The 21,883-nt window shown below is 37.7% G+C and carries 28 protein-coding genes and 1 pseudogene; 2 read left to right on the top strand and 27 right to left on the bottom strand.

Features of this window, described 5'->3' with window-relative positions; translation table 11 throughout:
- Nucleotides 1–522: 522 nt before the first annotated feature.
- The 26 genes and pseudogenes from BuS5_RS20165 to BuS5_RS20040 form a co-directional block, all read right to left on the bottom strand.
- The gene (locus BuS5_RS20165; RefSeq protein ID WP_035266090.1) at nt 523–1,179 is read right to left on the bottom strand and encodes a DUF1638 domain-containing protein; all 657 of its coding nucleotides are present in this window, start codon (nt 1,177–1,179) and stop codon (nt 523–525) included.
- A gap of 800 nt (nt 1,180–1,979) precedes the next feature.
- Nucleotides 1,980–2,234 carry a hypothetical protein gene (locus BuS5_RS20160; RefSeq protein ID WP_157487453.1) on the bottom strand — a complete coding sequence of 85 codons (255 nt, stop codon included), beginning with the start codon at nt 2,232–2,234 and terminating at the stop codon, nt 1,980–1,982.
- A gap of 378 nt (nt 2,235–2,612) precedes the next feature.
- The gene (locus BuS5_RS20155; protein WP_027354714.1) at nt 2,613–3,692 is read right to left on the bottom strand and encodes a hypothetical protein; all 1,080 of its coding nucleotides are present in this window, start codon (nt 3,690–3,692) and stop codon (nt 2,613–2,615) included.
- Between the two features lie 68 nt (nt 3,693–3,760).
- Nucleotides 3,761–4,564 carry a ParA family protein gene (locus tag BuS5_RS20150; RefSeq protein WP_051375069.1) on the bottom strand — a complete coding sequence of 268 codons (804 nt, stop codon included), beginning with the start codon at nt 4,562–4,564 and terminating at the stop codon, nt 3,761–3,763.
- Nucleotides 4,565–4,682: 118 nt separating this feature from the next.
- Nucleotides 4,683–6,680 carry a hypothetical protein gene (locus BuS5_RS20145; protein WP_274428194.1) on the bottom strand — a complete coding sequence of 666 codons (1,998 nt, stop codon included), beginning with the start codon at nt 6,678–6,680 and terminating at the stop codon, nt 4,683–4,685.
- A complete protein-coding gene (locus tag BuS5_RS20140; protein ID WP_198012348.1) occupies nt 6,664–7,518 on the bottom strand; it encodes a conjugal transfer protein TraF in 855 nt (284 codons plus the stop codon). The genes BuS5_RS20145 and BuS5_RS20140 overlap by 17 nt, the downstream gene beginning before the upstream one ends.
- Nucleotides 7,519–7,534: 16 nt before the next feature.
- Complete coding sequence (locus BuS5_RS20135; RefSeq protein ID WP_274428193.1) at nt 7,535–8,083, bottom strand: S26 family signal peptidase; 549 nt, start codon at nt 8,081–8,083, stop codon at nt 7,535–7,537.
- Nucleotides 8,049–8,342, bottom strand: coding sequence for a hypothetical protein (locus tag BuS5_RS20130; RefSeq protein WP_274428192.1), 294 nt, complete (start codon nt 8,340–8,342; stop codon nt 8,049–8,051). The genes BuS5_RS20135 and BuS5_RS20130 overlap by 35 nt, the downstream gene beginning before the upstream one ends.
- Nucleotides 8,342–9,169: a type-F conjugative transfer system pilin assembly protein TrbC gene (locus BuS5_RS20125; protein ID WP_274428191.1), complete on the bottom strand. Its 828-nt coding sequence runs from the start codon at nt 9,167–9,169 to the stop codon at nt 8,342–8,344. Before BuS5_RS20125 ends, BuS5_RS20130 begins: the two co-directional genes overlap by 1 nt.
- Nucleotides 9,163–10,131, bottom strand: a complete 969-nt coding sequence (locus BuS5_RS20120; RefSeq protein ID WP_198012322.1) for a TraU family protein — start codon at nt 10,129–10,131, stop codon at nt 9,163–9,165. Before BuS5_RS20120 ends, BuS5_RS20125 begins: the two co-directional genes overlap by 7 nt.
- Before the next feature lie 76 nt (nt 10,132–10,207).
- Nucleotides 10,208–10,852, bottom strand: a complete 645-nt coding sequence (locus tag BuS5_RS20115) for a hypothetical protein (RefSeq protein ID WP_051375142.1) — start codon at nt 10,850–10,852, stop codon at nt 10,208–10,210.
- Nucleotides 10,806–12,290 (bottom strand): conjugal transfer protein TraN, encoded by a 1,485-nt coding sequence (gene traN, locus BuS5_RS20110; protein WP_027354889.1) that lies wholly within the window; start codon nt 12,288–12,290, stop codon nt 10,806–10,808. The genes BuS5_RS20115 and traN overlap by 47 nt, the downstream gene beginning before the upstream one ends.
- Nucleotides 12,266–13,177: a vitamin K epoxide reductase family protein gene (locus BuS5_RS20105; RefSeq protein WP_027354890.1), complete on the bottom strand. Its 912-nt coding sequence runs from the start codon at nt 13,175–13,177 to the stop codon at nt 12,266–12,268. The genes traN and BuS5_RS20105 overlap by 25 nt, the downstream gene beginning before the upstream one ends.
- Nucleotides 13,178–13,319: 142 nt before the next feature.
- Nucleotides 13,320–13,499: an extracellular matrix/biofilm biosynthesis regulator RemA family protein gene (locus tag BuS5_RS20100; protein ID WP_027354891.1), complete on the bottom strand. Its 180-nt coding sequence runs from the start codon at nt 13,497–13,499 to the stop codon at nt 13,320–13,322.
- A gap of 13 nt (nt 13,500–13,512) precedes the next feature.
- Nucleotides 13,513–13,881 carry a hypothetical protein gene (locus BuS5_RS20095; protein WP_027354892.1) on the bottom strand — a complete coding sequence of 123 codons (369 nt, stop codon included), beginning with the start codon at nt 13,879–13,881 and terminating at the stop codon, nt 13,513–13,515.
- Nucleotides 13,874–14,818, bottom strand: a complete 945-nt coding sequence (locus tag BuS5_RS20090; RefSeq protein WP_027354893.1) for an HD domain-containing protein — start codon at nt 14,816–14,818, stop codon at nt 13,874–13,876. The genes BuS5_RS20095 and BuS5_RS20090 overlap by 8 nt, the downstream gene beginning before the upstream one ends.
- Before the next feature lie 13 nt (nt 14,819–14,831).
- Complete coding sequence (locus tag BuS5_RS20085; RefSeq protein WP_274428189.1) at nt 14,832–16,151, bottom strand: type IV secretory system conjugative DNA transfer family protein; 1,320 nt, start codon at nt 16,149–16,151, stop codon at nt 14,832–14,834.
- Nucleotides 16,151–16,633: a hypothetical protein gene (locus BuS5_RS20080; protein WP_274428188.1), complete on the bottom strand. Its 483-nt coding sequence runs from the start codon at nt 16,631–16,633 to the stop codon at nt 16,151–16,153. The genes BuS5_RS20085 and BuS5_RS20080 overlap by 1 nt, the downstream gene beginning before the upstream one ends.
- Nucleotides 16,578–16,907, bottom strand: coding sequence for a hypothetical protein (locus BuS5_RS20075; RefSeq protein WP_274428187.1), 330 nt, complete (start codon nt 16,905–16,907; stop codon nt 16,578–16,580). Before BuS5_RS20075 ends, BuS5_RS20080 begins: the two co-directional genes overlap by 56 nt.
- Nucleotides 16,904–17,299 carry a CPBP family intramembrane glutamic endopeptidase gene (locus BuS5_RS20070; RefSeq protein WP_274428186.1) on the bottom strand — a complete coding sequence of 132 codons (396 nt, stop codon included), beginning with the start codon at nt 17,297–17,299 and terminating at the stop codon, nt 16,904–16,906. Before BuS5_RS20070 ends, BuS5_RS20075 begins: the two co-directional genes overlap by 4 nt.
- Nucleotides 17,300–17,646: 347 nt before the next feature.
- The gene (locus tag BuS5_RS20065; RefSeq protein WP_027354598.1) at nt 17,647–18,087 is read right to left on the bottom strand and encodes an RDD family protein; all 441 of its coding nucleotides are present in this window, start codon (nt 18,085–18,087) and stop codon (nt 17,647–17,649) included.
- Complete coding sequence (locus tag BuS5_RS20060) at nt 18,075–18,338, bottom strand: hypothetical protein (RefSeq protein WP_027354597.1); 264 nt, start codon at nt 18,336–18,338, stop codon at nt 18,075–18,077. Before BuS5_RS20060 ends, BuS5_RS20065 begins: the two co-directional genes overlap by 13 nt.
- A 12-nt stretch (nt 18,339–18,350) precedes the next feature.
- Nucleotides 18,351–18,791 carry a lytic transglycosylase domain-containing protein gene (locus BuS5_RS20055; protein ID WP_051375026.1) on the bottom strand — a complete coding sequence of 147 codons (441 nt, stop codon included), beginning with the start codon at nt 18,789–18,791 and terminating at the stop codon, nt 18,351–18,353.
- Nucleotides 18,781–19,536: a thioredoxin fold domain-containing protein gene (locus tag BuS5_RS20050; RefSeq protein WP_027354596.1), complete on the bottom strand. Its 756-nt coding sequence runs from the start codon at nt 19,534–19,536 to the stop codon at nt 18,781–18,783. The genes BuS5_RS20055 and BuS5_RS20050 overlap by 11 nt, the downstream gene beginning before the upstream one ends.
- A 17-nt stretch (nt 19,537–19,553) precedes the next feature.
- A pseudogene (gene traT / locus BuS5_RS20045) lies at nt 19,554–19,664 on the bottom strand (complement resistance protein TraT); the annotation flags it as partial.
- Nucleotides 19,665–19,822: 158 nt separating this feature from the next.
- Nucleotides 19,823–20,227 (bottom strand): hypothetical protein, encoded by a 405-nt coding sequence (locus tag BuS5_RS20040; RefSeq protein WP_027354595.1) that lies wholly within the window; start codon nt 20,225–20,227, stop codon nt 19,823–19,825.
- Between the two features lie 352 nt (nt 20,228–20,579).
- Here BuS5_RS20040 and BuS5_RS20035 point away from each other — a divergent pair, with 352 nt between their 5' ends.
- Both BuS5_RS20035 and BuS5_RS20030 read left to right on the top strand, forming a co-directional pair.
- Entirely contained in the window at nt 20,580–20,960 is a 381-nt protein-coding gene (locus tag BuS5_RS20035; RefSeq protein WP_027354593.1) for a hypothetical protein, read from the top strand.
- Nucleotides 20,953–21,123, top strand: coding sequence for a hypothetical protein (locus BuS5_RS20030; protein WP_157487440.1), 171 nt, complete (start codon nt 20,953–20,955; stop codon nt 21,121–21,123). The genes BuS5_RS20035 and BuS5_RS20030 overlap by 8 nt, the downstream gene beginning before the upstream one ends.
- Nucleotides 21,124–21,191: 68 nt before the next feature.
- On the opposite strand, the gene BuS5_RS20025 is transcribed toward BuS5_RS20030, so the two are convergent.
- Nucleotides 21,192–21,860 (bottom strand): helix-turn-helix domain-containing protein, encoded by a 669-nt coding sequence (locus BuS5_RS20025; RefSeq protein ID WP_027354592.1) that lies wholly within the window; start codon nt 21,858–21,860, stop codon nt 21,192–21,194.
- Nucleotides 21,861–21,883 lie beyond the last annotated feature (23 nt).

Raw genomic sequence — 21,883 nt, 5'->3', positions numbered from 1 at the left:
AGACATTAAAAACCCCCAGTGAAAATATATATTGAAAAAATACAAACTTAACGCGGGACAATAATTCAAAATTAGTACACGTTATTTTCTATTTGGCTGAATTCTGTGGTTTGGATACACCTCAAAAAATAGAGCATATATGATCACTTCATTATTTTTTTTATCTTCCGGTATATATTCTACATTTCGCACCTAAATCATATGTTTTTTGAATTAACAATACTATATATTGTGTCTTGGTTTAAGGGTTATATCGATATATAGATATGTTAAACATTAGCACTTTTTTATTAGAAAAGTTTATTAATTAGTTTGTACTTTATATAGTAAAGTTTTCAGTCAACATCACAATATATTGTGCTTTTAAAGATGCGAAATGTAAGATATATGGAATTAGAAATGAGGACAAAATAATTTCCCCAACTATGCGCATAGCTTCAGGTCATATGCGGACATCTATTAAGATTCATGGTAAACAAAAAACAAAAATTTTAACAAAATAAAACTTTAATATACCTGATTTTAGTTTGACATTAATATTTTTGCCTGTGCTGTAAGCAAATATTTAAACCTGTCAAGGGAAACAGGATATGCCTGCATTGGAATTCCCATCCAATCACAGTATTCCAAAAATTCTTCAGGATTTTTTTCCATGTATTTGTCAAGAAATCCTATAGCGTCAAGCACAATGGCACCGCCGGTATGCCTTGGAAAATTTTCATTGGCAAGCCCTTTATCCCATCCCTTAAATACCTGCTTGCGGAATCTTACCCAGCCGGGGGTCATCCACCATACCTTTTCTCCTCCTGCAACTTCCTGTGCAATTTTTTCCCGTTCTTCTTCGCTTGCCATCATATCCATGCAATGGGTAGCATTAATTCTTACAACACCCCAACCCTGTTCTTTAATAATTGTATCCATAGTTCTTAAAGGCTCGTCAGCATTGACATAACAGAATTTTCCGCCGTAAACCACAAGTACCCTGTCTACAATTTTCTTTGCTTTTTTAATCTGACGAACAAGTTGAATTTCCAGCTCTTTAATATTTTCATGAAGACCCGGAGTTGTGAAAAAAATGTGTTTAGCATTCAGGAAACCCTGTTTCTTTAAATGTGTAAGTTCCATAGTTAACGTACCGCATGAAACAACAGCAATATCAGCAAAAGATATAACATCCATTATAAACCTCCTGATGTAAAATATAAAATATTAACGTTTTTTTACTTCAGACAAATTTGTGGACTAAATTGCATAATCATTAATCAAAGTTGGGGAAGTTATTTCGTCCTCGTTCCTTAGCCCTTTCCGACGGGACTTTTTCTAACTTAATTATTTTGGTCATAGTTTTTATCTCTGCTCTTTTTCGCTATTTTTCCAACAAAATTTAAAATCTTGAAATATTGGTACTGTTTTATGTATGATTTGCTCTCGTATAGCTCTTCCACTTTCAGCCCTCAAGAGTAATTTTATCAAAGATGCTTCGCATTAATATTTCAACCCCCTTCCCTTCCGGATCATTCATCATATCCCAAAATTTTTTATCTTGTTCGGCTTTAATTTTGCGCTGGTGAAGTTTACGTATTTCTTGCGCTTCTTTTTCTTTCTGTTCAACAATTTGACGTTCTTCTTCAATTTTTTTTCTTGAAATGATTTGTAACCTTCAATATTGCCAGGCCAAAAAACTAAGCAAAAAAAGAGACACAAACTCGAATTTTTAGATACCTCAAATTTAGTAGTAGTAGTAGTTATATAAACTACTACTACTATTAAAGGCGTTACCATTCCAATGGTATTCCAACACCATTCCAACACTTTTAAATACTGTTGGAATGGTGTTGGAATACCATTGGACTTATATTTGGAATTGCAATGTTTAATTTAAAATTAAAATCAGATTTATTAATTTTAATAATAAAGTTTAACCATATGAAATAACTATATTTTTTTTATTAAAAATTTTTTGATTTTGAATTAAAAAATTATATAAAATAGATTTTTTTGTCGATAATATTGTTTTTCCCTAATGGTATTGGAATACCATTGGAATGGTGTTGGAATACCGTTGGGCTTTTTAATACCGTTGAAATACTGTTGGAATACTGTTGGAATACCGTTGGAATACCGTTGGAATACCGTTGTAATACCGTTGTAATACCGTTGGGATGGTATTGGAGTGGTATTTTTGTAAAAGCTTCTAATAAGAAAGGTGATATATTGAATTTTTGTTTATTCATGGTCGTGCCTTAAGGCCGTAAAATCTATATTTTTTAAACTTGGACTATGAGTTTATGAGCCTTGTTTTAGCTTGTTTATTATTATGTTTGATTATTTCAATTTTCCTGATCTTCCAAATAGAGCAGAACAGTAAGGGCTCGCGCAAAAATAACTTTACATTTTAAGCGTCGATGCATCCCGCCTGGCTGCGTTACGAAAGCGTAGAAATATCTTGATATTCCTACGCTTTCGCGCCTTGCCAGCCAGGCGCCTCAACACTTAAAATTGCTAATTTATTTTTGTGCGAACCCTAAGCTATCTAACGCTTTTGGATTTCCCGTTTCATAGACTCTGGTTACTAACAAACAACTCTTTAAAATTGTATAGTTTTTCTTATTTTAGGTTTCCAAAGTCATTTTATCAAAAATACTTCGCATTGATATTTCAAACCCCTTCCCTGTCGGTTTTTTTTTCTGAAACGAATTTATTTTTTCAAAACATTTTTTAAAAAGTTCCCCTTCCGGTTCATTCATCATATTCCAAAATTTTTTATCTTGTTCGGCTTTAATTTTGCGCTGGTGAAGTTTACGTATTTCTTGCGCTTCTTTTTCTTTCTGTTCAACAATTTGACGTTCTTCTTCAATTTTTTTTTCTTGAAATGATTTGTAACCTTTTGGTTTTGGATATCCGCCTGTTTTTTCAAGTATCCGAAAAAACCAATTAAACACATTTTCAATCGGTTTAGATTTTTCAAAATCAAGATCAACCATTTCAAAACGGCAATAGCAAAGATATTGAATGATATTATCTATGTTGCATTTCGCTATTTCCATCCATTTGATTATTTGTTTGGCGGTTAATTTTTTTTGGCGCCAATAACCCATTTCAAAATTTTCAGAAAGGATCAAATTTATTATATCATTTGTTTTATTAATATTTTTTATACAACTATTATTATAGAGGGATGGTATTGGAATACTGTTGGAATGGTATTGAAAACCAGTTGGAATCCCATTGGACTCATATTGGGGGCTTGTGGCATTTATTTTGAATTTAAAATCAAATTTATTAATTTTAATATTTTCATTAATCTTATAATAATAAACTTTTGCAAATTTATTATAAGTAATTGACAATATGTTTAACTTTTTGAATTTTCTTATAATATCACTTATCGTTCCATACGAAACACCTGTATTTTTTTCAATAAAAGGTTTATTAAAAATACCTTTATTTTGATTTTGAATTAAAAAATCATATACAATAGATTGCTTTTCCGATAAAATTATTTTTTTTTGATGGTGTTGGGACACCGTTGGAATACCATTGGAATGGTGTTGGGATGGTGTTTTTGTGAAAGCTTCTATTGTGTTTTTTCGTTTTGGTTTAGATTGAGGCTTTTGTGAATCTTCAAAAGCCTCAACTATATCCGAAGCTTCTAATAAGAAAGGTGATATATCAAATTTTTGTTTACTCATGATCGTGCCTTAAGACCGCAAAACCTATATTTTTTTAGACTTGAATTATGAGCCTTGTTTTAGCATTTTTATTCTTCTGTCTGATCCTTTCGATTTTTCTTATCTTCCAAAATACTAATTATTTCTTTTGCTAAATAACGATATGCTTTACAACCATTAGAAGCAGGAGCCTCATGAAATATAGTTGTCCTGTGGGCTTCTGCTGTTTCAAATGGAGCGTTTGTAGGTATCATCGTTTCAAATACCTTATTTTTCGGAAAATACTGAAAAATTTGAGCAATATTAAACTTGCTTATCGATTTTCTTTTATCAACTTGGTTGATTAAGAGTCTTAAAAATTTTAGACTAGGATTTTCTTTTTGTTTTATTTGCTCTATTAATTTAATAGCTTTTAACAAACCATCAATACTAAAAGTACTGTTTGCTAAATTCGGAATAATTACAAAATCCGATCCAAATAGAGCTGTCATAACCCATGTTCCCATGTTCGGGGGACAATCACATAGTATAAAATTATATGTTTTTTTTAAAAAGGAACGACTTTTTCTAATACCTTCAAAATTTTGTTTTTTTATCAAATTTGGCTCTAAATTATTAGCCTCGCTAACATTAGGCAGACACCATAGATTTTTTTCAAACGTTGGATAGATACATTTTTCAATTGGAGCACTTTCGTCTATATATTCATAAAAAGTATTAGGACAATTAATATTTGGTGGGATTAAAATACTTGTAGTGTTTGCTTGAGGATCTAAATCTATCACAAGAACATTTTTATTTTGTCGAGATAGCGCTATTCCTAAGTTGCAGGTAGCGGTACTTTTCCCGACTCCACCCTTTGCATTAACTATACTTATAATACTATTTTTCATTTAAAAATCATCCAATATTTTTTTTAAATATATAGTTTATAACTTATTTAGAAAACTATTAAAAATTTTTATTATATATTGAATAAAATATAATTAATTTATTGTCAATTATTTTTTATTACGGTGCTGATTCACTACAAATCATATCAGATCCAGCCTCATCAATAGCCTGCATAAGAGAAACAGCCTCAACAAAATAATCAAGGCATGTGCAATCCTGGATTAAAGTTTCACCAGCTTTTACAGTACAAACATCATCCCAGCACCGCCTGACAATTTCTTTATAACTGTTAATTGAAATTCTATATTGAGCGGTATGCCCTGGTTCTGCAGCCTGTGTATCCTGAATAGGGACTCTTAGTTTGCATGCTTTTTCACATGTTTCTGGAGTTATTCTTGGAGGTAAATCAATATTATACGGTGTGACTTCGCCTGTATCAGTATTGAGATCCTGATAATTGAAAGTAAGACCATTATCTGTAATAGTATTATTAATTTGATTTAACCGTTTTTCAGCATTATCAAAATTAAAAGTATTTAAATTTTCACACAAATAAGTTTTTTCAATGCGCCACCATACATTATTCCCGGAACCAAGTGTTATCGAAGTATTTGAGCTGTTAACAATCGTGGCTGCAGAACCATCCATACAAACAGTATAAAAATCTATTGATGTACTGATAGACTCACAAAAAGGGTAAGGCGTAAAACCGGTGGGAGTGAAATTTTTTACTGTATAAACACAATTTCCACCATCCTTGCTGCAAATTTTCTCTTCCATCAGACTGCAAGAATCATCAATACCTCCGCATGTATTGTTAGAAATAAGCTGAGGATTATCTCTGGTTACATCTAATGAATAGTTCCAGTCGGCTGAAGGATTTTGACAAGGAGGATCACCTTCAGGACAATAACCGTTTGATGCAACAGTATAATTTATTCCCGTCACAGTCCCGTTTCCAGAAACACAACCCCAACCACTCAAATGCGAATGATAATAATAATTGATATTACTAAAAAAACTTAAACCGGATGAAAACAGATCAACTACTGCTGTATTCTGCCAGCCATCAGGGCCGCAGGCATTACTACCGCCGCCGAAATCCCGTCCCCTCCATTGAAACTGAATAATATTAGAATTACGGATAATGCGCATATCAATAAAATGATCCGTAGGCCAATGAGCAGTGCCATTATCTGTAAGATGAAGAATATCCTGGGTAAACTGAATATCATTCCATATTACACAGTTTATAGTGCTGGTCGTTTTGTCCGATGCACTCGAAACCAGGTAAGCATAACTGTCTGCATCGCTCATCTGGCTATTGTATTCAGCTTCTCCGGCCCCTGTTATATCTTCAGGGGTATTAGCATAAACCTCCGGGTGTGTCGTTCCTCCGGCATATACATTGCCGGCAGCTCCCATATTTTGAGAGTCCTGCCCATAATAGGTTATGGTTGTATCGGCAATATCGACATCTGTAATTGCATAATCAGGATTGGTTTTATGGATAGCGCTTACAACTCCAGCGCCAATGTCCCGCAAAACTACCCCTAAACTGGACCAAACCAGGTTGCTTCCGCAACTGGCATTAATGCAGTAACAGGCTGTTAATTCCAGAATGGAAGTTTGTTCGGCAATTGTCACTTCGCCGGCCGGATTGGTTTTCCAGGTATAATAATGCAGATTGTTCCAGGAACCGGCATCCGCAGAAATAAACCCATTGGCGCATACACCGGAAATCCGGACCGGCACGTTGTAAGCATAATCCGGAGTACCATCAAAATTTGTATCCTGCCTCAAAAGAACCGTTGTCAAATCACCGGTTCCGGCTGGAGCAACCATGATTTCCAGAAAAGCATCCGATGACGGTGCAGAAAGCTGTCCATCAAAAGAAACCGAGCCATCAAGGCTTTGCATCAAGGTTCCGCTGGAAGTAAGCGGCTGGATAAAACGGGTGTTGATTTCTTCCGGTTCATCGACTTTTTTACCAAAAGCTGTTCCGGCTGCATTGCCTCTGTTATAACCGTTGTTCCAATCCGTATCGTCCCATCCGGCGGCTGTTAAAGGTATTAAAATTATCGCTGTTATTAAAAAACTATTTAATTTGAACATTTTGTCCCACATATTTTAAAGGATCGGCGCTTTTGTTTTTTTCAAACTCATACAAGAACCATTGCTGTGGGGTTATTTCTCCACGCATCAGCTTAATAGATCGATATAATTTTGTTTTAAGCTCTGATAAAGATATAACTCCGCTGGAGATGGGCATATAATCTCCGGTTTTTTTGTAAACAAGGATTACCTGCGGCGTTATAGAAATATTGAACCTGTCGGCGGCAGCGGGATTGGTATCAATATTGACCATTCTGACAGGCCACTGAAAATTTTCTGTAAAATATTGCAGGATAGGAAGCTGTGCCTGGCAGTAACTGCAATCCTCAGAAAAAAACATAATCAAAGCAAAATCCTTTTTTGAAGCCATAATAGTGCCGTTTTTTTCCTGCATTATATTTGAAACCCGCGCCCTCTGGCCGGGCTTGGTGATCGGATAAACATCTTTTGTGGTCAGCTCATGGCTATTTTGAGCCACATAGGTAAAAACACCGGCAAAAGCCACTGCTTTACGCCGGGCAATATCCTGCAGGAACATAAAATCTTTGACATTATCTTTTGTGGGATATTGTACAGCTTTTTTTTTAATCAGTTCCACCAACTCCTGAAAATCATCCGGGTACATGTTCCACAAATCATCATAAGTGTAAGCTTTAAGATTAACGCTTCTGTCAGATTTTGGGATTTCTTTTTTTTCTAACTGTTCAGGTTCTATTTCATACCAGTACCATCCATGTTTTTTATCCTCATAAAAGGCGCTATCCGGCCGTTTTTTCGGACTTAAAGAATTTTGTATACTTTTCCTCGTCTGATTTGCAAAAACAGGAAAAACAGCCAATATGCTTATCAAAAAGCTAAAAAAGAGGTATTGCCACAGCCTTGACATCATCTTTACTCACCAGTCCCGTATATCTTGAATCATAACTGTCAATGTTGGTTCCCATATCGAAAAAATAATTTTCCGGTATCGTTCCATCGTAGGTAAAAGCCTTAACCAGCACTCCTTTTTGTGAGTGCGATTTAGCCGCTCCCAAATAAATATTATTGCAGAAAAAAGAGCCTGTTTCAGCCAGCAGTTTATCGTTTGCATCACACTTGATATATTTTACAGCAAGGCAAGGCCAGCAGTTATCTATCAACCTGGTATAGAGCGGTACAACGACCATGGTATCTTTCTTCAAGTCGGATTTTCGGAAGTTTTTTTTATAAAAAAACAGGTGATATCCAACCGAATTTGTCGGAGAGATTGAAAGTTTTGCCGGAATAGACGCTCCGGCATAAGTTATGGAGGCTATACCGATAACAAAACAAAATAGGTGGTTTGTTTTTAATTGTTTAGTTCTGTTTAAAAAATCAGCCCCAAAACCATTAATCAGACATCTGAATCGTTTCAATATTTCCATGGACAATTACCTCTTTAAGAAAAATAACTTTTCGATCAGACTCGTTTTTCAACACGGTTTCTAAATTATCAATTTTGGCCTTCAATTCGGCTTTATCAATTTTTTTATCAGCGTAATTTTTTTTGAGCGTATCAATATACGACCGCAAATCAAAAGCGGCTATATGAACCACGTAATGGCTGTCATAATACCAAAGAGATGCAGCTGATATCGCCGCACTGATAATTATACAAAGCATCAAAATAGTTATTGTGCGCATCAATAAAAGTCTCCCCTTAATTTTTTGATAATTTTATTTATTTTTTTATAATTAGTTTTTTTATAAATCTGTTCCAGGGCATATCCTAAAGAAACATCCCCGTATAACAGATATGCCTCGCTGAGCTTTGCGTTTTCCTCTTTGCCTTCGCTCCCTTGAGAATCCATAACTTCTATTCCCCTGGCATAAACAATGGCCGGAACTGCTGTAATTTTATATCTTCTGAACAGTAAGGGGTCTATCACAACGCTTGTATTAAAAGCCGGACACTCATTTTTTTCGCTTGGGATACAGTCGGGATCATCAAAAATTATAGATTTTACAAAATCGGCGGTCGGTGCGATATATTTCATGCTGTTTACAAAGCCTCTCATCACAAGGCTGATGTTCGGATCACCCAAAACATGAATATCGCCGGCATAGTTTCTCAAGGTACTGACCGGCATAGAGGAAGATATGAAAATATAAATTCTTTCAGAAGGATTCAGCAGAAAATCTGAATAATTTTTTTTATTATTCAGATCAGCTTGATAAATTGGGTCAATTAGTTTATCGGCTAAAATATTTTTATATTGGTCTATTCGTTTTTGTAGAGCCGATGATTGAACCAGTTTAGAAAGTTTTTTTAGTTTTTCAGCAGCTTCTTGTTTGTAATCAGGTAGATAATTCGGAGCTGATATTATTTGTTCATATTTTTCCGATTGATCAAGAGCATTATTGATTATATTTATACTTTCGTCTTGATTCGATACCTGATCCTGCCCCGATGCTTGATAAAAACCTGGCAAAAATAAACAAAAACTTAATAAAAAAATAAATTTTACCATAAGCAGCACTTTCGATACCTAAAAATAATAAACATGAAATTATCCGGAGAATCCTGTCCATCAGAAAGCCCAGGATTTTTGTTAATACCCCAGAGCATAGAAGATCTGCCGATTGGAATACATGAAGATCCCTTTACGGGCTTAACATTCGTAAAGCGGTAATGACTTTTGATCCAGATTAAAGAAGAAATACAGTAGCAAAGATTAATAGCGACATCACAGATAGCTCCCATTCGGGCAAGTTTATAAATAATTCTGGCTCCTGCTCCTGCGGCCCCCTCGATAGTTTCGTCTTCGTTCATATGACCTGACATGGGATAAGTACTGCCCCAGGAACCCATGCACCAAAAAAGGGGCCAAAGCGGATAACCGAATTGAGCTGTTATGCTATCGGCAATACATGATAATTGAGACGGCATATTGGCAAACAGGGTTGCTTCGGGATACACCTTTAAGGCTAGTTCGTCATCGTTCCAGGTTGGATCAGATTCAGTCATATAATAAAGATCATACCCGGAGCTGGATTCGATACAATTGGAATCTACCATGGTTTCCATCATTTTCCAGATCGGCCAGATAAAATAATGAACCTGGAAAAAAGTATTAGTTCCTTCCTGACTAGCCCCTCCGGTGTTAATACCACCGTGTAAATACCCTTTTTTTAATTTACCCTTGTTAGATGTTTTTTTTGTTTGTTTTCCTCCCTGGGACGGCAAACAATACGGGTCTTTAACAACTTCTATATACCTGTTTGGCTCCCACATGCTGAAGGTTATGCCGTAGCGATAAAATTTTCCGTACTTGCATTTACAGGTTGATTTTTTAGTATTGGTACTGCCGCCCATTGATGAACCGCCTTTCATTTTATTGCCCCCGCTGTGAGGATCGCCACCGGTCCCGCCCTTAATAGTCATATCGGCTATTTTTATAGGGTAAATACAGTCCCAGCAGGTATCTTTCATTGGGTTGAGCCGTTTATTTTTACAGAGGGCATAACAGGCAGTATAATTGATAAATAACTGGCTGATAAGTAACTGGCTAATGAGTAAAACGATGAACAGCAGTTTTTTGAATCTCAATTTGACGAATCTCCATATATTTACCGTTTTGTTTGATAATACAGGGAACTTTTTTAATCTGAAATCGTTGGATAATATCAACCGTGGCATAAAAAACCGGCCTTTGCAGTTTTGCGCTCAAATCATAAAAAGAACCATCTGTAATTAACGGAATGACATAAATAGATTTTATATATTTTTCAGCCCATTCAATTTGTTCGGGATCAGTGCCGTCAAAAACGATCAAGGTTTTTGTAAAAACGCTGTAGTCTAAAGGGTTAAACGTATATCCTTTGGGATATAAAATCCCGCCTTTGCCGTCAGGTATATCCATTTTGAGTGTATAGCTTATATCTACCAGATAGGTTTGATTTTTTTTGGCCCGTGGAAGTTTTATTAAATCCGGCCTATAGTTGCTAAGCATAGATTCGATATTGTCAGGATTAAAATATTTATCCCAATTTACCTGTGCGGCTCGTTTTTTAATTTCGATCAAATTATCCTGTTCAGCAATCTGCCAGGTTGCACCGAAAGTGCCTATAGTAACTACAGCATACGAAGCAGGTACAAAAAGTAAATTAATTAGTATTGTCGTAAAAACGCTGTAATTTTTGATCCATATCATTTTGAATACCTTCTACCGATTTAGTGACTATTTCATCAAACCATTCTGACAAATCTATTAAATCAAAATCAATCATCTGAAACTCTTCTATAGTAAAACCGCGGCAATTAGGAGCTTTGGGAGAGCCCCAGCCCCCGTCATTCCCAAAATTTTGCAATTGCGTCCGGCCTTGTTCGTTGATGATACGGCTTAACATGGAGTGAAAACAGCAATAGGTTTCTTTTTTTTGGATACAACCTGCGAGAGGAGCTTTTTTAGAACAATAATCCCCTATATAATGACAAAGTTTTTTTTCTTTCATAACTGTCAATTGAACCTCACTGCCGGTACAAATACCGACTTGATCAGGTGTCGGATCGTTAGGATCAGGAAGAGTATAAAAACCGGCCTGTTCTTTGCAGCAATTATGGAAATTTGTATCAAAACCCCTGGGACGGCAACGCTTGTCATTACCTGAAAAAATATACAGAGTTCCGAGACAGCCGCCGTCTTCATCTACCGGGCCGTTATCTGTTTTATCATTTTCTCCTTCCTCGGTGTCTTCATCACTAAAATTACCCGGGTTAAAGGCTGAACAGGAATAGGGTGAGCATTGCAAAACACCATCTGAATTGGGAATACAGGCATAATCACCCAAAGGGCAGACTGGTGTATCTCCGATACAATCTATCGCGCCTAATGGGCATAAATATTTATCCTCAACATTAAAACAGAATGGGCATAAATAACAGATGGCCACTTCATTTTCAGATATATCACCATCTGTATTTAGATCAGCCAAACAGATTATATTGCTCTCCGAATATGGATATTGAGGAGGGACATCTATAGCAAAACTTAAATCAATAACATCTGTTTTGGCATATACCACCCAATATCCAGGCGGTACTCCCCTGCTATTGAGCAAATCGTTGCCCAGGTTTTGTGTTTCCCACTTACAGGCAGTTGCTGTATATTTGTCATCACTAATAGACCAGGGAGAGGCTATATTTGTGTTATTTAATGTTGAATCATTATATTCCGGGGCCATTAAATGAATGTTATCGGTTTTATATAAATTTTGATCAAATAACCTTATGGTTACATTGATTTTTGAGCCTTCGGCAATATACATTCCAGTATCAGGCAAACAGGAAATTGTGTTTTGTATTTCAGTGCCCGGCGCCGGATCGAGATTGTGCCAATTACCATTACAGGTTACAGGGTAAGAGCTGCCATTATAAATAAATATGGCCTGATCCCCGGTTATTGAGTCTAAAGTAATGCTATGCTCCGTATAGAACGTGGGGGCTTCGCTTTTAAAAACCGATATTGAATATTGTGCATTACTATGCTGATATATCAGCGTTGCGGCCCATACATCAGGAATTTGGGCTATCAACAAAATAAAAAATATATTTGGCAGAAATTTGTTTATCCGCAGTTTTTGGCAGTGCATATATCACCTTTTTTTGTTGAATTGCTGAAATCACCAGCAATAGCGCTATATATTGATTGTTGAATATCATCGTTCCAGCCACGGTATATATGCTGTTTACCTGCATATTTAATGCAGATTAAAGGTACAGCTACAGAACCACATAGATTTTCAACCTCCTGCTCGTTTTCCCAAATTATTTTTTCAGCCAGTCTCCTGGATGTCCCGGTTTCGTTTTTAAACAGGTTACTGCAGACCCAGGTTACAGATTCTTTATTATCGCTATTTGAGATGCAAACCGGTCTGATAATCAGGTTGCCATCCATCAGCAGACAGATTGTTCGTAAATCTTCGATGGCTTCATGACAGTGATCGCAGGATGGAGAAGCAAAAATTTCGATTTGCATATTTTTTTGCGGATTGTCGTACATAAGGGCAGGGTTTAATGTTATGTCAGGATAAAAAAAGATAAAATGGGCTATAAAAAATGCCAGAGAGAATACCGGGAAAAAGCTGCGTAGAGCTGCAACCGGGGCCTTGACGGTTTTAATTTCGGTAACGATGGTAACTGCAAGCAAAAAACAAAAAAAAATGATACACAAAATACACCAAGATTTAATATAAACCGCTTCGATGAATGTAAAATAAGCCTCAAATCCACACAGGGCAGATAAAATTAAAATGGCCATTTTATGTTTTTTTAAATACTCTAAAGATAGAGCAATAAAAAGCCCTGCCGCTCCAAAAAAACCGATTGGAATGCCGAACAACCATGCAAAAGATGAGGCGTGAACTTTTATGCATGAGGCAGTTCCGCAGATATTTTTAAAGCTGCCGAGATCTGAAAATCCCATGCCCAGGGCAAAGAGAAAACATGACAATATCAAGGTTATTTTTGCTTTTCGCATGACCAAACAGCTACTCTCCTTATTTAGCATTATTTTTTCGTGCCTTTCTATTGTATGTAATAGAAAGGCCGTCAAATTTTCGGTTTCAGAATGCCGCTAAAAATATTAGAGATAATGCCGTAATGGCGTAATAGAACGAGTGTCAAACAGGCGGGTTTTTTTCGGGATATAAAATAATCAGATTTTTGTCTGTAAAAACTGCTGATTTGGGTTTGCAGCCTGATGTTTTGTCGATCACCTGGTTGTTTTGTTGTGCTGTCTCAATCGATTCCGTGATAGTTTTGAGGTTTGAGATGATTGCTATGGGTTTACCGGTCCGCATTGGTCGGTCTCCTTTACCTCTGACGAATTAATGCCTCAACTTTGATAATTTTTGATAACAGCTTCGATTCTTTTTTTCTTTTTTCAAGCTCTGCCAGGGTCGTTTTGAATGCCTCGGCTTTAATTGGAGTATAATACCCGGTCAGTATCTGTTTTTTGTGTATATTTTTCAGGGAAAAAGGAGCCCCCGGATACCCCTCGGCAATAAAATCGGGGATCAGATCTTTCTGCCGCAATATGCTCGTTATTGAGTATTCAATATTTCTTCTTTGATTGCGGCCTGTTCCTCTGACAAGCAGTTTATTTTCCCCGTTTTCTTTTGCCATCGACAGCACCGTATCGGATACCAGTTGAAGCATGACATAAACCAGTCCGTTATTCATGGAATAAGCTTCTGAAATACCCTCTGTCAACCAGATTAATCTCTTTTTCTATCAGGCTCAGAAATTTGTTTATATCAAGCCAGGTCAGATCCACGGCTTTGGGTCTGGCTGTTTTGTCTTTAGATTTTGGTTGTCGGCTGATTTTCTTTTGATTATTTGCCTCGTTCGTCTTGCTCGCACTCTTTGCCTTCGGGTTAGTCAACGAAAAACTTTCAACCTCTTGTCCCCTGGCCTCGTGATCGGCTTCGCAGAGTTTGTAAGATAACGAGTTTTTATCCGTATGATCAAAATGATGATCCCGGACAGCTTTCAGGATTTTATCTTTTCCGGAAAACTTGTCAGTCAAAACTTCTTGTTTGAGAAACTCATACGCAACATACGGATGATCTCCTTTTGAATATACTTTTTTTCCGCGCAGGGAAGGGGCCTTGCCCAGATCATGCGCCAGGGCCGCGATCAATGCTGCTCCGGCCATAAATTCATAATCCTGGACGCTTGATTTAATATTTTCGATCATTTTTTCGGCAACATTCATGGAATGATCAGCCAGGGTGACCTTAGCCAGGATATCATAGATATTTTGATCTGTTTTTTCAGAATGGTTATCCTGCACTACAGACGGACAGTTTCCGAATTTATCGAGTAATGAGAGAATTGAAACTATTTTTTCTTGATAACCGCTGGATATCAGGACGGTCTCTATCGGCAATATATATTTTTCATAAAAAAGCCCGATCCGTTGATTGTCCCAGGTAGTCCGGCCTGGCGCAACCGCTGCGGACGGATCGTTTTCGATAAGTTCCGGATTTATGGTCTCTGTTATATTTTTTAGAGCCGCTTTTCGTTTTGGATTTTTTTCCGGTATCCGCAGGTAAATAATAAATCCTGTTATAATGACCGTTAATGGTAACAGAATATAATAAAAAAGTGTATTCATAATATTGGGTAGCTCACGTTGATTTGGTTTGCGGATAAACAATTTTTAAGTAAGGCTCTTTAGTAAAAGCTGTTTTGCCCCGGAATGCCCCTTCAGCCGAGAACATAAAAAATTCCCGTTGCTGGAGGTTCATAACATCTTCCGGTCTTACAGCAGGTTCTTCGATTTCCCTGATGGTAATCCCTCCGCCCAGCGAGAGAATAGGAGAGTATTTTTTCTGCATCCCGGAATAGGCCGCAATATATTCGGCTGTGCCGGGATCATTGACCCGCATGAAAATTTTTGTATTAGTGTTGTCGAGTATTTTTCTGGCTTGAGGTTTGCCTATTTCCGCCTCCGGATCGGCAATCGACTGGGTAAAGGCATGTATCCAGACATCGGCTCCTCCTGACTTGTTAAACAAGTCTTCGATTCCCATATATAGCAGGCTGCCGGCCTCATCCAGATAGAGACACATAGGCGGATCAACCTTTTTTCCGGAGGCATATTTTCTTCCCACAAAGCTTTGAATCATGGAGAGCAGGACCCTTGCGATCATATGGGCTGTTTTCCGGGTCAGCAGACTGCCGGTCTGCACTACCATGATCACCTGCTTTCCGGCTTCCAGGCGTTGAATAAATTGGTTGGCCGTGCTTTTGCCGATGATAGACCCGGCGCTGCCGGTTGAAAGAGATGTCAGGACGGTTCGTAAAGATGCCGAGACCTTGGCGAAATAATCCTGGGGAGAATCCACGATTTGCCGTAAACTGACCAAAACATCTTCCACCCCCGGGCTTTTGGGCAGGCTTTCAAGCTGTGTTTTCATATTAACCAGGTCTTTATAAGAAATCCGCTCCTTGATGATATTAAAATTAAAGACCGGTTTTTCATTTTTAACTTTCGCGAATTCAATTAAAGCCAGGATCACGATCAGGGTGGTCTCGTAGGCGATATTAATAAAAAATTCTTCTTTAGCCTTGATGCCCGAAATAACATGGGAAACAATTTCTTCCGGCATGTAATAATGTGACAAAGGGTCTATTTGAGCGGAACATTCCGGAAAAATCGGGGTGACCAGACTGAGAGCCTCCTGGCATTTTTCTTCATTAACGACCTGGACTATTTTTGAAAAAATATCCGGATCACCTTTGGGGTCGAAAAAAACAACTGAATATCCTTTGCGGATATCCTGTTCGATCATTTGTTCAATCAGCTTGGTTTTACCGATTCGGGTTGTTCCGAAACAAAAAAGATGCCCTTTCCTGGCAGAATCAGGCAAGCTTATTTTTTTAATTTTGCCTTGATTTTCAAGACTCCAGCCATGGCCTAAAAAAGTTGACGGTTTTCGAAACATTATCTTTCCATAATTTCCCTGTTTTTAAGTTCAATAAATTTTCTATACCAATCCACCCCCCAAATCGTTAGAAAGGGCATAACCATGGCAACTCCGAATATGGCCAGGGTTTCAAAAGCTCTTTTTACAAGCAGGGGTTTCAGGTACAGGATGATGTCATACAGCTTTACGGCCAGATGATATTTTTTAAGCATCACATATTTTGAAAAGTTCCAGGTGGATTCAGGGGTGATATGGTTTGATATGAACATTAAAACAAAAAATAAAAGCAGCCCCTTAACGCAAAGCGAGCAGAAACGACCGAATAAAAGCATATCTACTGCTCTTTTGGTGATTTTGCCGATATGGTAACGGCCCATATAGCAGCATAATCCCCCGGAAATAAGAACCGGTATCAGGTTGATCAACCAGATAAAAACATCATATTCAAGAGGTGGAAAATATCCGGCAATCCAGGCACGGATATTTTGATCCGAGATCATAGGTAAAGTCAGACACATTAGAAAAGCAAAAATAAGCGCCTCGAAAAAACCGGCGCCAAAACCTACGAAAAAAATTAAGCTTGCCCCGGATGGTTAAAAAATCATCCGGTATTTCTTTGCCTTTTGATTCAATAATGTAAAATTGCTGAATTTGTGAAATTGCATCCAGTAAATGCGGAAAAATCCTGTTACTGCTGCCGGCATCGGATGACCCCATCGGGATAATAGTGCCTGATCCGGAATCTTCGTATTTGCTTGTATATGTTTTTGTCATGAAATCATCGCCATCCCGATATTGTAAGCGCCATGCACAAACAGTGTGCTTTCCATGCCGTATTTTTTGAAAAAAAAGCCTAACATGATGCCCACCGGAAAAACCTGAACGAATTTAACCCATGCCGGATCGAGCGTGCCAAGGTGTGATGCCGCCCAGAAAAAAGATGTTATCAATATTGCAATCCAGTATTGACGATTTTCAAGATTAAAAACCTTTACTATGAAATTTTGTATTCCCAGCCTGAAAATAATTTCTTCAACAATTGCAAGTTCGAGCATTACAAGCGCTGTGACAAAAGGGGATAGCGCCTGTTTTTGAATTTTCAGCGTTGCCGGAATTTGAGGATCTGTTATTTTGAAAAGAAGGTATGAATATGTGAAAGCTGCCATAAATCCTAATGTCAATATTTTTACATATCTCGGAGAGATTGTTTTTTGGCCGCTCATTATCGGGAGCGGACAAAAATTATGTAAAGAGCAATAGTATAATCCAGCCGTAACAAAAATCATAATTTTGGCTATGCCCACCAGGTTTCCAAAAATCAAAAACCCGAGCGGGACCTGCCGGAATACTGCAGGGTTTGAAATCAATACCACCGCATCCAGGCCAAAAACAATTCCCACAAAGATCAGACCGAATTTGAGGAACAGGAACGTTTTTGTCCTGAACCTGACAACATCGACTAAAAACAATAATCCCAAAATAAATAAAATCAGTCCCGTCAAAACATAAATTTTCAAAATGATTCCCCATCGATCACAACCGTTTCTGCGATCTTGTCATGCCATGTTTGTTTTCTATGATCTACAAACATCCAGAGAAAACCGAGCCCGAAAACCAGAAATGACAAATTATATCCGATAATCCTCGACAATCTTTGTCCCTTGGTTGGTTTTTTACCTGTTTCGGCATCCACTATTTTTGTTTTTAATATAAATTTGCCGGGAGCGGTTGTCCGGCATAACCCGCAGGTTAGTAAAGCCGTTAAAGGCAAAAACCAAACTAAATTCAGTTTAAGGGTTGTTATTTCAAAATCCGGGTTAATTCTTTGATGCATTTTAAGATAAAACGGATAAAACAGATAAAAATTTATAAGAATATTAACTCCGAAGGCTGCCAGCCTTTTCCAGGGTGATGCGTATTTCAAGATAAATATCCCCATGGCTAATATGTCCAAAACCAATACATCCTGAACCAGCGGACAACCCAGGGAATTGCCATTGTAAGCAGTAAGGTTGTTATGCCTATAAAAATATTTCTTTCCAGGATTGCGTAAAAACAGCCGCAGAAAAATACAATGACGGTAGAAAATTTAATCAAAGAAAAATTTGGATAATATTCTCTCACGGCATCCGGGAAAAAAAAGATAGCGACAGCAGAGCCTGTCAAAAAGATTACAACCAATATCCGAAATATTATTTTAAACATACCATGCCGCCCTCATTTATCGCCCCCAGCCGCCCTTTGAATTTTCTTAATATAAAGCAAAGCCCTTTCTTTTTTTCTGCCCTTTATCCGGCTTGCAGGCTTTCCTGTGTTGTAACAGGCTACGGAGTCCCAACTGTATCCGTATCGATCAAAACACTGCCGCAATATCCAGGCTCCGACAATGACGTTGCAGCAAGGGTCTGCAAGATTGTTCCAATAATCGCCGAGCGTTTCCTGCCAGCAGGTGTTGATCTGCATCAGGCCAAAATCGTAAGAGCCGTTTTTGTTGTAATTTACTGCCTGTGGGTCAAGACTGCTTTCCACTGTTGCGATAGCCCGGAGCAGGGCAGGTGGGATGTCGTATTTTTCTCCGGCCTGGTCAAAGCAGAAAGCCCGGGCATAAGGGGCATAAGGCGTGGTCAGTAATATCAGCAAAATAATTTTAATCGGCATCGGCAACTCCCAGCTTTTCTGAATTCAACGCCTTAATCAGGGCCGGCATATTGGCTCCGACTATTTTTTTGCCGCCTCCCAGATAAAATATCGGCACACCGGTAATACCGAGTTTTTTTATTATTTTTTCGGTTTGTTTCAGCCGTTCGGTCCCGGCGCCGCATTGATATTCATTTGTTTTATCTTCTTCAATCCAGTTTTTATTTGTGTACTGATCAAAATCGAGATTGCGGCAGATTGCCTCAATTACTTTCCCCCGGCCGGCCTTACCATGCACGCTGTGTAAAATAATTTTTACTTCCGCCTGGTAATTCCCGGCGATTTTTTTAATTTTTTTTGCGGCCCGGTCACAATAGGTGCATTCGGGATCTGTGATCATATAGATAGTTTGCTTTATATCGCCTTGGGGCTTGTATTTCATGGAGACGCATTGGTCCAGACGTTTTCTGTAAAGGATAAAATTTTTTTCCTTGAGCTTGTCGATTATATTTTTTGTGATCTGTTTTTTATCCTGAAACATTTCTCCGGCAATCACGAAATCAGGAGTTACATAAACCGGCACGTATTCCTGGCGGATTTTCAGGATTACCTCGCAGATTCCATTGACGTTTCGTTTGGATATAATCGCTCCCGAAACCGGAACATGACGGGTTATACTGTCCGGGGTGATTTTGGCGCATGGATTTTTTGCATGGGCCGGCGATACAGCAAATATGAATAAAAGCGTAAATAATAAACGTTTCATGATAAATTTTCCTTTTTTCAAAGAATACCCGCTATGCATTTGCTTAGAGAAGCTTGCAAAGAGGGTAGGGCGGTTTCGTATTTAAGATTAACCTTGTTTGCCGTAGAAACTATTCTTGTGCGGTATCTTTTGAATTGTTCAGGATCGAGAAAGATCGTGTCGGACATTTGTGACTGAACAGCCAGGTTCCGATGCTTGATTGCCATCTGTGTAGCCGCGCAGCCGGATATCAAAAAAAAAAATTGAAATAAATATTAATTTGAAACGCATTGCAACCTCCTCCTGGCTATAGAAGCCCAGGTTTTTCAAAGTCGAGAGATTGCTCAATTTTAATCAAGGCTTTCAGGTCCAGAGGATCTCTGCTTTCCCAGCATCGTATCTTTTTTTTGCGCTTCAGCTTTTCGAGTTCACAGCTTATGCCGAATGCACAGATTGTGTTGTTTAATTCCTCTTGAATAAAGTCTTTGTTTTTGTTTCGCAAAAAATAGAACAGAGTGCCGATGTCGCAGGTTTTTTTTGTGAATTGTCCATCAAATTTTGAAAATCCGAGTTCACTTAAAATTCGATCCGGCAGAATAGAAAAATCGTTTTCACTAAAATTTGTTAGATCGATAGTTTGTCGGCTGATAATTTCAAAAAGATATTGTTCTGTTTTTTTGTTACAGGTTTTGCAAAAATTATAGACTTTCATAGACGTCTCCTTTTCTAAAATTTTACAGGGTTTCTATTAAATATAATAGAAACCCTGTAAAATTTTAGGGAGCCTTCAGGAAATTTTTACACGATTCGGATATAATGTATTTTGTTATTTGTTATTTGTTATGTTTTCAAAAAAGGGGAATTTCTGAAGGGGGGGATGGGAATTTTTTTGTTCTATTTTGCAACCTACTGATAATATTGGCAATAAAAAAATGGGATATTTTTAAAAAAACAGTCTGGGAAAAAATATTGGGGAATTTTTTGAGGATAAAAAGGAACGCTTTGTTAACTTTGTTACCTTTTCAAAAAAGGGGAATTTTTTAAGGGTAAATGGGGAATTTTTTATGAGTAAAATTGAAAGGTATCTGGAAACCCGTTTGTGGAACTGCAAAAAACAGAATCCGGGAACAAAATTACCCAACACAAATCAACTGTTGGGTGAGTTGAAATCCTATTATTTTATCCCTGTTGGCAATCCAAAAATTGCGGCTAAATTCAGGCAGAAGATAATAGCTGCACGGAAGAAAGTGTCCAGAAAATATAAATCGACTCAGAAAAAAATAGATATTTGGAGCGAGGCATATCAGTTACCTGTGCCCCTGATGACACAATGGATATTGATTGACGAGTTTATCACAAATAAGGCGGCAGCTTCATCGGTCGCTAAAATAATCAAAGACTGGCAGCAATTTACTGCTGAACAGGAAAGGAGAAATTGTGGATAAAGAAAACAGGAAAAACAACGGAATTGTCAATTTGGGGCAGCCAGTCACGGCCGGCATGGATATCGAAGTTCTGGAAAAGACAGGAGACAAGCTGGTTAAGGCGTTACGACCTTTTTTAGCGATGTTGCAAAATGAGCGGGGAACTAATCATGCCCGGAATTAACTTTTTTTAATTTTTGAGCGCAGGCATCAATCTCGGCAATGTTTAGTTTTTTTTTATGATCATGCGGGCTATTTTTTCAACAAGCAAATAACGAGGAGCCTCAATTTTTTTCTGGTGGTATTTTTTACAAATTGTTTTTTTACGGTAAATCCGGCTTTTTTAAACAAGTCGGCGATAATATCTGGATTGGCAATGTCATCATGAGGTGAGCCGATGAGATTTAGAACGTCAGCGTCAACTACAAAACTTTTTTTGAAAGATATTTTTTGTAAAGCTTCTTTCACAGCATCGAGCATAACAATGTCTGTATTAATCAAAAGAAAGCTATCACCCGCCAGTTCAAGAAAAAACAGAGTATTTTCTCTGTTTTTTACACTTGCGACAGCATATCCGGTTGCTTTGTTTTCGTCAAAAAACTCGCCAAATTCTGCTCTGATAAATTTTTTCTGTTTGCGCGTTTGGCGTACCCTGATGCTTTTTTCTTTATGCATAATGCTTTTCGATGGGAATTGCCAGTATCCCCATTGTTCGAATATCGGTGGTTCGCCGTGTGAAAACCATTCTTTGCGGCAACCGAAAAAATTACTGAAAAGTTCCGGCCTATTACCTCGAAGGCCATATTTACCCTTTTCAATGGATGTTATGGCTCGTTGCGTGATTTTAGCTATATCGGCTAATGTTGTTTGATCTGTGCCTGTAACCAGGCGCAAAAAAAACAGTCTTTCATGTTGTTTCAAAAAAAATCTTTGTAAAAACGTTA

Origin of the sequence: Desulfosarcina sp. BuS5, assembly GCF_028752835.1 — a bacterium.
Classification (GTDB): Bacteria; Desulfobacterota; Desulfobacteria; order Desulfobacterales; family BuS5; genus BuS5.
Note: the sequence above shows the minus strand (reverse complement) of the source record. Positions and strands in the feature narration are given on the sequence as shown.

Coding starts and splice junctions, on each gene's coding strand:
- BuS5_RS20165 (WP_035266090.1), bottom strand. CDS start 1,179: ATGGATGTTATATCTTTTGCTGATATTGCTGTTGTTTCATGCGGTACG.
- BuS5_RS20160 (WP_157487453.1), bottom strand. CDS start 2,234: ATGAATAAACAAAAATTCAATATATCACCTTTCTTATTAGAAGCTTTT.
- BuS5_RS20155 (WP_027354714.1), bottom strand. CDS start 3,692: ATGAGTAAACAAAAATTTGATATATCACCTTTCTTATTAGAAGCTTCG.
- BuS5_RS20150 (WP_051375069.1), bottom strand. CDS start 4,564: ATGAAAAATAGTATTATAAGTATAGTTAATGCAAAGGGTGGAGTCGGG.
- BuS5_RS20145 (WP_274428194.1), bottom strand. CDS start 6,680: ATGTTCAAATTAAATAGTTTTTTAATAACAGCGATAATTTTAATACCT.
- BuS5_RS20135 (WP_274428193.1), bottom strand. CDS start 8,083: ATGGAAATATTGAAACGATTCAGATGTCTGATTAATGGTTTTGGGGCT.
- BuS5_RS20130 (WP_274428192.1), bottom strand. CDS start 8,342: ATGCGCACAATAACTATTTTGATGCTTTGTATAATTATCAGTGCGGCG.
- BuS5_RS20125 (WP_274428191.1), bottom strand. CDS start 9,169: ATGGTAAAATTTATTTTTTTATTAAGTTTTTGTTTATTTTTGCCAGGT.
- BuS5_RS20120 (WP_198012322.1), bottom strand. CDS start 10,131: ATGAAAGATACCTGCTGGGACTGTATTTACCCTATAAAAATAGCCGAT.
- BuS5_RS20115 (WP_051375142.1), bottom strand. CDS start 10,852: ATGATATGGATCAAAAATTACAGCGTTTTTACGACAATACTAATTAAT.
- traN (WP_027354889.1), bottom strand. CDS start 12,290: ATGCACTGCCAAAAACTGCGGATAAACAAATTTCTGCCAAATATATTT.
- BuS5_RS20105 (WP_027354890.1), bottom strand. CDS start 13,177: ATGCGAAAAGCAAAAATAACCTTGATATTGTCATGTTTTCTCTTTGCC.
- BuS5_RS20100 (WP_027354891.1), bottom strand. CDS start 13,499: ATGCGGACCGGTAAACCCATAGCAATCATCTCAAACCTCAAAACTATC.
- BuS5_RS20095 (WP_027354892.1), bottom strand. CDS start 13,881: ATGAATAACGGACTGGTTTATGTCATGCTTCAACTGGTATCCGATACG.
- BuS5_RS20090 (WP_027354893.1), bottom strand. CDS start 14,818: ATGAATACACTTTTTTATTATATTCTGTTACCATTAACGGTCATTATA.
- BuS5_RS20085 (WP_274428189.1), bottom strand. CDS start 16,151: ATGTTTCGAAAACCGTCAACTTTTTTAGGCCATGGCTGGAGTCTTGAA.
- BuS5_RS20080 (WP_274428188.1), bottom strand. CDS start 16,633: ATGATCTCGGATCAAAATATCCGTGCCTGGATTGCCGGATATTTTCCA.
- BuS5_RS20075 (WP_274428187.1), bottom strand. CDS start 16,907: ATGACAAAAACATATACAAGCAAATACGAAGATTCCGGATCAGGCACT.
- BuS5_RS20070 (WP_274428186.1), bottom strand. CDS start 17,299: ATGGCAGCTTTCACATATTCATACCTTCTTTTCAAAATAACAGATCCT.
- BuS5_RS20060 (WP_027354597.1), bottom strand. CDS start 18,338: ATGTTTAAAATAATATTTCGGATATTGGTTGTAATCTTTTTGACAGGC.
- BuS5_RS20055 (WP_051375026.1), bottom strand. CDS start 18,791: ATGCCGATTAAAATTATTTTGCTGATATTACTGACCACGCCTTATGCC.
- BuS5_RS20050 (WP_027354596.1), bottom strand. CDS start 19,536: ATGAAACGTTTATTATTTACGCTTTTATTCATATTTGCTGTATCGCCG.
- BuS5_RS20040 (WP_027354595.1), bottom strand. CDS start 20,227: ATGAAAGTCTATAATTTTTGCAAAACCTGTAACAAAAAAACAGAACAA.
- BuS5_RS20035 (WP_027354593.1), top strand. CDS start 20,580: ATGAGTAAAATTGAAAGGTATCTGGAAACCCGTTTGTGGAACTGCAAA.